Raw genomic sequence first — 8931 nt, 5'->3', positions numbered from 1 at the left:
GAATTCTCGGGCTGGTGAACGTCGGCTTGTCGCCTTTCGTCCACTGGCACCAGCAACTGCCTGACGTTCCCTTCTTTTACTATGCCGTTACCGTGCTGGCTTTGTCCGCGCTGCTCTTTCTGTTCAACCTCAACCAGATGTTGCATCGGCTGACCGCGATGCTCCCGGACGAAACGCTGCGCAATGAAACCAAAGTGTTCACGTCCCTGAACGGCGTTCTGCTCGTCCTCATCCCCGCGTTTCTGGCCGCCTACTTCACGTTCTCCCAAATTCAGCATCCCCCCGCCTCGATCACCCTCATGCTGCAGCTCATGAAGCCGATCGCCCAATGGGTGCTGCTCTTTTTGATCCTGTTACCCATGGCCATTACCATGTCGCTGATCTGGAAAATCAAGGAAGCCATTCTCGCGAGCGTGTTCGGGGCGGAACACTGAAACGATCAGTTTACCAGGCGATACCAGTTGTCGCGTTGACGCGGCTCATGGCCAAGATCACGGATCAATCGTTGCATGTCCGCGACGGTCATCCGAAAGGTCGTGCCCGCCTGCGAAACCACGTTCTCCTCGATCATTATGCTGCCCAGATCATTCGCCCCGAACTCGAGCGCGACCTGGCCGATGTCCGGCCCTTGGGTAACCCAGGAGCTTTGAATGTTCGGAATATTGTCGAGATAAACCCGGCTCAACGCCTGCATCCGCAGGTATTCGAACGCGCCAACCGTGGGGGCCTTGAGCCGTGTATGCTCGGCCTGAAACGTCCAGGCGATAAATGCGGTGAAGCCCTTCGACTTGTCCTGCTGAGCCCGGACCCGCTCCAGATGCTCGATGCGATCCTCAATCGTCTCAACATGGCCAAACATCATCGTGGCGGTCGAGGCCAGATCAAGCCGGTGCGCCACGTCCATCACTTCGAGCCAGTCGTCACTCATCGCCTTGAGCGGAGAAATGCGTTTGCGCACGCGATCCACCAGAATTTCGCCTCCCCCTCCGGGGATCGAACCAAGCCCGGCGGCTTTGAAGTCGGCGATGATTTTTTCCAGCGGCTCGTTAAACACTTCGCGGAAGTGAACGAACTCACTGGGACTGAAGCCGTGAATGTTGATGTGCGGGAATCTGCCTTTGATGTGTGAGAGCAAATCGAGATACCATTGCTTTGTCAGTTTCGGATGGTGTCCGCCCTGCATCAAAATCTGCGTGCCGCCCAGCGCAATGGTTTCTTCAATCTTTCGATCCATCTCATCATGCGTGATGACATAGGAGTCGTCGTCCTTTTCCGTCCGGTAAAACGCGCAGAATTTGCAATAGACGTTGCAGACGTTGGTGTAATTGACGTTCCGGTCAACGATGTACGTCACGATCTTGTCGCCGCGACCGTCGTAGGCTTTCTGCTTCGAGAGTTTTCGCCGACGATCCGCCAACGCGCCGAGTTCCTCCAAGGGTAAACGGTAAAGCCGCAACGCTTCGGCCTGATCAATCCGTCTGCCGTCCCAGGCTTTTTGTAGCAACTCGTCCAGCGCTGCGTCGCAATTCACAACCACAAGCTAAGCGTCATTTGTCCTGGATGACAAGGCGGAGTGCTGACAATGCGCGTGGACCGACTCAGCGAACGCGCTTGCAACCGCAAAGGCTTGGAGTGTTACACCAATGGAAGATTCCCGAGAGGCGAATGCCGGCGGGTCGGGTGCGTCGGTCTGAAAACAGGATCACGGATCAATTTTCGCCTCCTGGACGGCGTTGACCGTCCAACTGAACTCGTAGTGAGGAAGGTTGTCGTTGTTCCAGCGCCTGCGCCATTTGTCGTTTTTAGGATCTATCACGTCTTTGCGCAGGGCAGTCTCCGCATGACCATCCGCCAGCATCACGTCCGTGTGTCGATTATGCCGGTTGGAAGGCCATTCAAGGGGGTTCGTGGGATCCACGTTGCCATCAAAACTTCCGTCTGGTTTGCTATCCGCAAGCATCAGCATATCGACCGGTGAGCGGACCACGCTTTCCGAAAGTTCCCCCACTACGTTCACATCACCACCAAGTCCCAGCTGCGGCGAACCTGGAGGCTTCAGTCCCCAGTCATTGTATCCAAATGGAAAGCGGGAAGTGTTGCTGATGCCGAAAGGATCCCTCTTCCCGTTCGGCGCAATGGCTCCGAGGCTGTTGTTGGCATTGGTATCCCATCTGCAGTTCGGTTTGGCCGCCGGACACCAGAACACCATGCGATTTGTACCCAATTGAGTGAAAAGCCGCGGAGGCCAAACATAGTAAAAGCCGCCTCCTGCCCAGAGGCAACCCGGATACTTCTTATAGTCGTCCACATACATGATGGTCGCGATGCCGATCTGCCTCAGGTTGTTGATGCAGGCTGTTTGCTGAGCCTTGGCCTTGGCTTTGGCCAGCGCCGGCAACAGCAAACCGGCGAGAATCGCAATGATGGCGATGACCACCAACAATTCAATGAGTGTGAAGCCCGGGCGACGCCGCCGACTGCCGCAGCTTTCAAGTGATGTTTGGCACATAAACAACGTTCTCAGTGGGACACGTTCAGCACATTACGCCCGGCCGCTACAATTACCATGCCGAAAACCCACCATCATCTATCCAAAACGCACGTTTACTCACCGACGCGTCAACTGATCCAACGTCGGCGTCAACGACCGACCGACCGGCCCTGCAGGAGGCGCTGCAGGAGAATGAACACCAGCAGCAACAGACCGATTACGATTTTCGTCCACCACGAGCTGAGCGTGCCCTCGAAAGTGATGACGGTCTGAATGACTCCAAGGATGAGCACGCCAATCATCGTACCAAAAACTGAGCCTGCCCCGCCCGACAGTACCGTCCCGCCGATCACCACGGCCGCAATGGCGTCGAGTTCAAGCATCGTCCCGGCGGTGGCGTTCCCCGATAGCTTGTAAAACGTGTTCACGACGCCGCCAAGCGCGGAACAAAAGCCGCTGAGGGCATAGATCCAGACCTTCGTGCGCCCCACCGGAAGCCCCATCAGCAACGCCGACTGCTCGTTCCCGCCGATGGCATAGATTGACCGTCCAAACGGCGTGCAGCGGGTGATGTAAATGGCCGCCGCCAGAGCGACCAAAAAAATCGTCGCCGTAAATGGGAAGACCTCGTTGCTGAAATTGCTGATTGCGTCGTAGAACGGATGCTGAATCGCGATGCTTTCGAGACTCACCACGAACCCCAGCCCGCGGATCAAAAACATGCCCGCCAGTGTCACCAGAAACGGCGGCAGCGCCATGAAACGGATCACGGCGCCCATGCCCGCGCCCAAACCGGTCCCGACCACCAACGCGAGCGCAATCGCCACCAGGGGATGCAGTTGGTGAGCACACAACCACGCGATGAAAATGCTCGTAAATCCGATCATTGCCCCGACGGACAGGTCTATGCCACCGGAAAGAATGACGAACGTCATGCCGATGGCGGCAAGGCCGAGATCCGAGTTGTCACGGAGCAGGTTGACGAAGACCGCCCAGGAGAAAAAGTGGTCTGCACGGAATCGAATCGAGGCTGCCGCATAGAACAACAAAAACACCGTGATCGTCGCTATCAGCGGAATTTGTTCCCGGGAAAAGCGCGCTTTCACGAGTTCCTCCTCCTCGAAACCAGGCCGCGGAATCGCTCCGACTGAAGGAGGCAGACCGCAAGCACCACCACCGCCTTGACCACGAGCGTGTATTCGACCGGCACGCCACGAGTGAGAATGGTGGTCGTGAGCGTTTGAATGATCAACGCCCCCGCCAGCGACCCGGGCAGATTGAACCGGCCACCGGCCAGCGAGGTCCCGCCGATGACCACTGCCATGATCGCATCGAGTTCCAGGTACAAACCCGCATTGTTGGCGTCCGCAGCCTTGATGGTCGACGCCTCGATGAGCCCCGCCACGCCGGCACAAAGGCCACAGAACGTATAAACGAACAGCTTAACGGCGCGTGCGTTGACGCCAGCAAACCGGCTCGCAGCTTCGTTATTACCGACCGATTCAATGAAAAGCCCCATCGCCGTCCAACGAGTCAACGCCGCCGTCAGCACCAGCGCCGTCAGGACAATTACGAAAGGGACCGGCAAGCCGAGAAAGTGCCCGCCGGCGATGAATGTGAATTCCGGGTTTTCAACGGTGATGATCTGGCCGTCGGTCAACAACTGAGCGATGCCCCGCCCGGCGACCATGAGGATGAGGGTCGCCACAATTGGCTGCACGCCGAACCGTGCGACGAGTGCTCCATTCCACGCTCCGAGCAGGAAACAGACACCGAGTGTCGCAACAATCGCCGCCGACAGACCGGCGTGGTCCTGGGTCAGCAGTTTCGCGGCAACTGAGCCGGCGATCGCCATGATCGCGCCGACCGAAAGATCGACTCCGGCCGTCGCGATCACCAGGGTCATGCCCAGTGATACCAGCATCACACGCGAGGACAGTTTCAAGATATCGACCAGACTGCCGTAGAGGTGGCCGTGCTTGAACTCGAGAAGCATGAACCCCGGTGTGAAGAAAAGGTTGAAGTAAAGGAGTACGTTCAGGACTATCAGTGAACAAAGCAGATTGATCTGCCAGGGCCGGATCACTTCCTTTGCTGGTTTGCCATTAACCGTGCTCATCCGCTCGCTGGTGCTCAAATTTGGCGACTGTTGATTCGGTTATCGGCGCTTAGGCTCATCTCCTGCAATCACCCGCATGATGGCGGAAAGATCAACTTGTTCGCCCTGAAGTTCGCCAATCTTCGTCCGGTCGCGCAATACCACCACGCGATGGCTGTCGCGCGCGACTTCCTCCAGTTCAGACGAAATGAACAGAATCGCCATCCCGTCGGCGCAAAGCCTCGCGATCAACTTCTCAATCTCGGCCTTCGCCCCGACGTCAATGCCGCGCGTCGGCTCGTCGAGGATGAGCAGGCGTGGTTCGGACGCCAGCCAGCGTGCCAGGATGACCTTTTGCTGGTTGCCGCCGCTCAGGAGCCGGACGGGCTTTTCGGCGTCGGACGTGGCAATGTTCAACACCTTGATGTAATTCGTTGCGAGCGCCTGTTGCTGACGCGAGGGCATCCGGCGGAACCACCCTTTGCTCGCCTGTAATGCCAGCGTGATATTTTCGCGCACCGACAAATCCGGAATAATCGCCTCCGCTTTGCGATCCTCCGGACAAAAACCAAATCGCCGGGCGATGGCCGCGCGCGGCGAGTTCATCACGACGGCGCGGCCGTCGATTCTGATTTCCCCCGCGTCCGCGCGGTCAACGCCGAAAAGCAGCCGTGCGGTTTCAGTGCGTCCGGAACCGAGCAAACCGGCGAGTCCCACAACTTCGCCGGCCCGAATCTCCAGATCAAACGGCCGCATTGACCCGCGCCGGGCAAGCCCTTTGACCTCCAGAAACGGCGTTTGATCCGCGGCGACAGTCTTCCCTTCGCGACGCGCACTCATTTCTTCCACGGATGACAGGTCTTTACCGATCATTTTTGCAATCAGCTCAAGGCGCGGCAGTTTCGACGTCTGAAATTCGCCCACCCACCTGCCGTTGCGCAGCACCGTCATCCGGTCCGAGATCGCATAGACTTGATCAAGGAAGTGACTGACAAAAATGATGCCCAGTCCGCGCGACTTGAGTCTGCGGAGCACCTCGAAAAGATGCCCGACCTCATTGGCATCGAGGCTCGAGGTCGGCTCGTCCAGCACCAGCACGCGGGCATTTAAGTCGAGCGCCCGCGCAATCGCCGCCATTTGCTGAATCGCGATGGAATAACTGTTGAGCGGCCGGGTCACGTCCACGTTCACGTCGAGGCGCCCGAGAACCTCTTTCGCCCGGAGGTTGATTTGCCTCCAGTCGATCCGCCCGAGTCTCATCGGCTGGCGGCCGAGAAAAATGTTTTCGGCGACGGACAGGAGCGGCACCAGGTTGACCTCCTGATAGACCGTGCTGATGCCCAGTGTCTGCGCCTCGGCCGGCGAACGCGGATCAATGGACCGTCCTTCCAGCAGAATCTCACCGCAGTCGGGCCGGTAAACTCCCGTCAACACCTTGATGAGCGTGCTTTTGCCCGCTCCATTCTCGCCCATCAGCGCGTGGATTTCGCCGCGACGCAGCGTAAAATCCACGTCTTCGAGGGCGCGCACGCCCGGAAACAGTTTGGTGATCTTGCGCGCGGCGACCAGCGCCGGGTCGGTGGCCGAGTCCCGGTTGGCGGCAGCCGGTGTCATTGGTCGGCCCCATTTGGGCCGGACGTCGGTGACGACGGGGTGATACGAAACGAATTGAACCGTCCCTCCGCGCCGACGACACCTCCCACGGTCAGCGCCACGCGCACGCTGCGGTCCCACGGCGGCAGGTAACCGCCCTCTGCCGTTTCGCCGATCCCTTTCCATTCGCGCCCGTCGGAGCTCACGGTAAACCGAAAACGATTGCCGCCCGTCGCGGTCAGGCGCAGATAAACACTCGGCCAGGTCACGTCGTTCAATTCTGCGAGCATCTTGTGCCTGCCTTTCTCACGCTGCCAGACAACCGCTTTGCCTTCGCCAACGGCGAGACCAAGCGCGTTCCCCGGATCGCCAAAAGCAGACAGACCGGCAAAAGCGCCCAGTTTCAACCCACGCGCGTCTATCACTGTCGTCGCGGCGTAGTCGCCCGACGTGGTTGAGCGCGCGATGACCGCGCCCACTGGATCACCGGCGTGTTCATCGACGGGCGCAAGCACGAGCTGGCCGCCGTTCGCCGGGTCGAGGCGAACGGACGGCTCGTTCCCCTGCGGCCATTGCCAGCCGGGACCAAGCCGCTCGCCTGTAAAATCGTCGAAGAAAGAATATTCGTTCCTGTTCTGAGTAACACCGAACGGCGACGGCGCGGTCACACTCGGCCCGTTTCCGTCGTTGATCACGGGCCAGCCGTCGTCGCCGAACTTTATTTCGTCGAGCAGCATTTCGCGACCCGTATAAACGAACGTCCCGGCGTCGTAGGCGTGGTAAAGCAGGAAATTGCGGTTTCGCTCATCCGTAACGATGCTGCCATGGCCGGGACACTTCCAGTGATTATTGCCGGCGAGGATGGGGTTCGCTGGATTTTTTTCCCACGGCCCCAGGAGCGCGCGGGCGCGGGCGACGCCCAGGGCGTAGGTGCATCCGCGACCGCAACAGCCCGAACCCGAGTAAAACAGATAGAACCATCCCGAGCACCGCAACACGAAAGGGCCCTCCACCACCGCGCCTTCCCAGGGAGTGTCGTTGCGAATGAGTTCTTTCCTGTCACCCGCGAGTTGCGTGCCATCGTCGGAGAGTTTTTGCACCCAGATAAGGGTGTGCAGCTTCCGGCTGTTTCCGTCCTCTTTCCAGATCAGATAGCGGTCCCCCTTTTCATCGGTTGCAGGTACAGGATCAATGGAGCCGGCATCCTGCGAAACCAGCGGCCCGTGATCCGCGTACGGCCCCTCTGGCTTGTCCGCTGTCGCCACCGCCACGCTTAACGGCCCGCCCCTCTTGCGGCCCACGTAATATACGAAGTAGCGCCCGTGATACTCTGAGATCTCCGGCGCCCAGAAATTGCCGACCGCCCACTCCGGACGCTTCGCGAAGACCGATCCTTCGACCTTCCAGTTCACCAGGTCACGCGAGCGCAGAATGGGGAACTGCGGCCCCCACTCGGACGACGTCGCCGTCGCCCAATAGTCTTTGCCGACCCGGATGACGGATGGATCGGGATAATCACCGGCCAGAACCGGATTGGAGTACAGGGCGCCTGTTTCGCCCGTAGTCGCGACTGAAACGACTATGCACATCAAAGCGAGCACCGCATTGAATCTGGTGGCAACCTGTTTCATGGGCGAGAGATTCTGCCGGCCGCGGAGTTCGTTCCCGTCCGACACCAGCCTCGAACCTCGTGGCGGCTTTCGCTCAATACCGCCGCGTCCCGATCACGTCCTTCGCCACGGACTGGTCAAAAATCCGGTCTTTCACGATGGTCTTTTTCGGCAGGGATTTGCCCGCGAGCACCGCTTCAACTGCGTCGAACGCCGCCGGGCCCAACAGCGGATTGCATTCGACGGTACAATTCAACTTGCCCGCAACCATTGCCTCGAACGCGGGCTTTATCCCGTCAATCGAGACGACGATCACGTCCTTCCCCGGTCTCAGGCCGGCTTCTTCGATGGCCTGAATCGCGCCCAGCGCCATGTCATCGTTGTGCGCGTAAACGGCGTCAATTTTCGTGTTGCTGCCCTGGGCTGCCTTGATGAATGCCTCCATCACCTCCTTGCCCTTGGCGCGCGTAAATTCCCCCGTCTGGGATTTGACGATTTTGACGTCCGGATGATTCTTCAGCGCCTCCTCGAAACCCTTTTTGCGGTCGATGGCAGGCGCCGCCCCCGGCGTGCCCTGCAGTTCGACGATGTTGCCCCTGCCGTTCAACTGCTTCGCCAGCCACTCGCCCGCCATGCGCCCTTCCGCGACGAAATCGGACGCGATCAACGTGGCGAAAAGAGAATCGTCCGACACGCGCACACCGCGATCCACGAGAACGACCGGGATCTTCGCCGCTTTCGCCTGTTTCAGGACCGGCTCCCAGCCGGTTTCGACCACCGGCGCAAGAATGATGGCGTCCACCCGTTGCGCAATGAACGCGTGAAGCGCCTTGATCTGATTCTCCTGTTTCTGTTGCGCATCGGAGAACCGGAGGTTGACGCCGCGTCGGGCGGCCTCCGAACGAATGGACCCGGTCTCCGCAGTCCGCCAGCCGCTCTCCGCGCCGATCTGCGAAAAGCCGACTCGGATTTCTTTCTTCGGGCTTTCCGCCGCGCGCGGCGCGCCGGACGGGAGAAGCGAAACAACCACCAGCGCAGAAGCAATAAGAACGTTCTTTCTCATGGGAATGATATTGGGAGGTCGAGCCATCGGATTTCAAGCTTGAGTAGTGCGTTGGAAATGGCGGCTGTCACGGCAC

At 59.3% G+C, this 8931-nt stretch carries 8 protein-coding genes; 1 reads left to right on the top strand and 7 read right to left on the bottom strand.

Annotated features, from left to right (window positions below; genetic code table 11):
- Nucleotides 1-434: hypothetical protein (locus VN887_07790; protein HXT39908.1), on the top strand; the 434-nt coding region annotated here is incomplete at its 5' end.
- A gap of 5 nt (nucleotides 435-439) precedes the next feature.
- Here VN887_07790 and mqnC read toward each other — a convergent pair.
- The 7 genes from mqnC to VN887_07755 all read right to left on the bottom strand — a co-directional run bounded on the left by mqnC (nucleotide 440) and on the right by VN887_07755 (nucleotide 8855).
- Nucleotides 440-1531, bottom strand: coding sequence for a cyclic dehypoxanthinyl futalosine synthase (mqnC, locus tag VN887_07785; protein ID HXT39907.1), 1092 nt, complete (start codon nucleotides 1529-1531; stop codon nucleotides 440-442).
- A 171-nt stretch (nucleotides 1532-1702) separates the two neighbouring features.
- Nucleotides 1703-2509, bottom strand: a complete 807-nt coding sequence (locus VN887_07780; GenBank protein HXT39906.1) for a prepilin-type N-terminal cleavage/methylation domain-containing protein — start codon at nucleotides 2507-2509, stop codon at nucleotides 1703-1705.
- Nucleotides 2510-2640: 131 nt separating this feature from the next.
- Entirely contained in the window at nucleotides 2641-3597 is a 957-nt protein-coding gene (gene yjfF, locus VN887_07775) for a galactofuranose ABC transporter, permease protein YjfF (GenBank protein ID HXT39905.1), read from the bottom strand.
- Entirely contained in the window at nucleotides 3594-4610 is a 1017-nt protein-coding gene (locus tag VN887_07770) for an ABC transporter permease (protein HXT39904.1), read from the bottom strand. Before VN887_07770 ends, yjfF begins: the two co-directional genes overlap by 4 nt.
- A 39-nt stretch (nucleotides 4611-4649) precedes the next feature.
- Entirely contained in the window at nucleotides 4650-6203 is a 1554-nt protein-coding gene (locus VN887_07765; protein ID HXT39903.1) for a sugar ABC transporter ATP-binding protein, read from the bottom strand.
- Nucleotides 6200-7813: a family 43 glycosylhydrolase gene (locus tag VN887_07760; GenBank protein ID HXT39902.1), complete on the bottom strand. Its 1614-nt coding sequence runs from the start codon at nucleotides 7811-7813 to the stop codon at nucleotides 6200-6202. The genes VN887_07765 and VN887_07760 overlap by 4 nt, the downstream gene beginning before the upstream one ends.
- Before the next feature lie 73 nt (nucleotides 7814-7886).
- Nucleotides 7887-8855, bottom strand: a complete 969-nt coding sequence (locus VN887_07755) for an ABC transporter substrate-binding protein (GenBank protein HXT39901.1) — start codon at nucleotides 8853-8855, stop codon at nucleotides 7887-7889.
- Nucleotides 8856-8931 lie beyond the last annotated feature (76 nt).

Origin of the sequence: Candidatus Angelobacter sp. (genome assembly GCA_035607015.1) — a bacterium.
GTDB lineage: Bacteria > Verrucomicrobiota > Verrucomicrobiia > Limisphaerales > AV2 > AV2.
The sequence above is the reverse complement of the archived record's forward strand: the minus strand, read 5'-3'. Positions and strand labels throughout refer to the sequence as shown.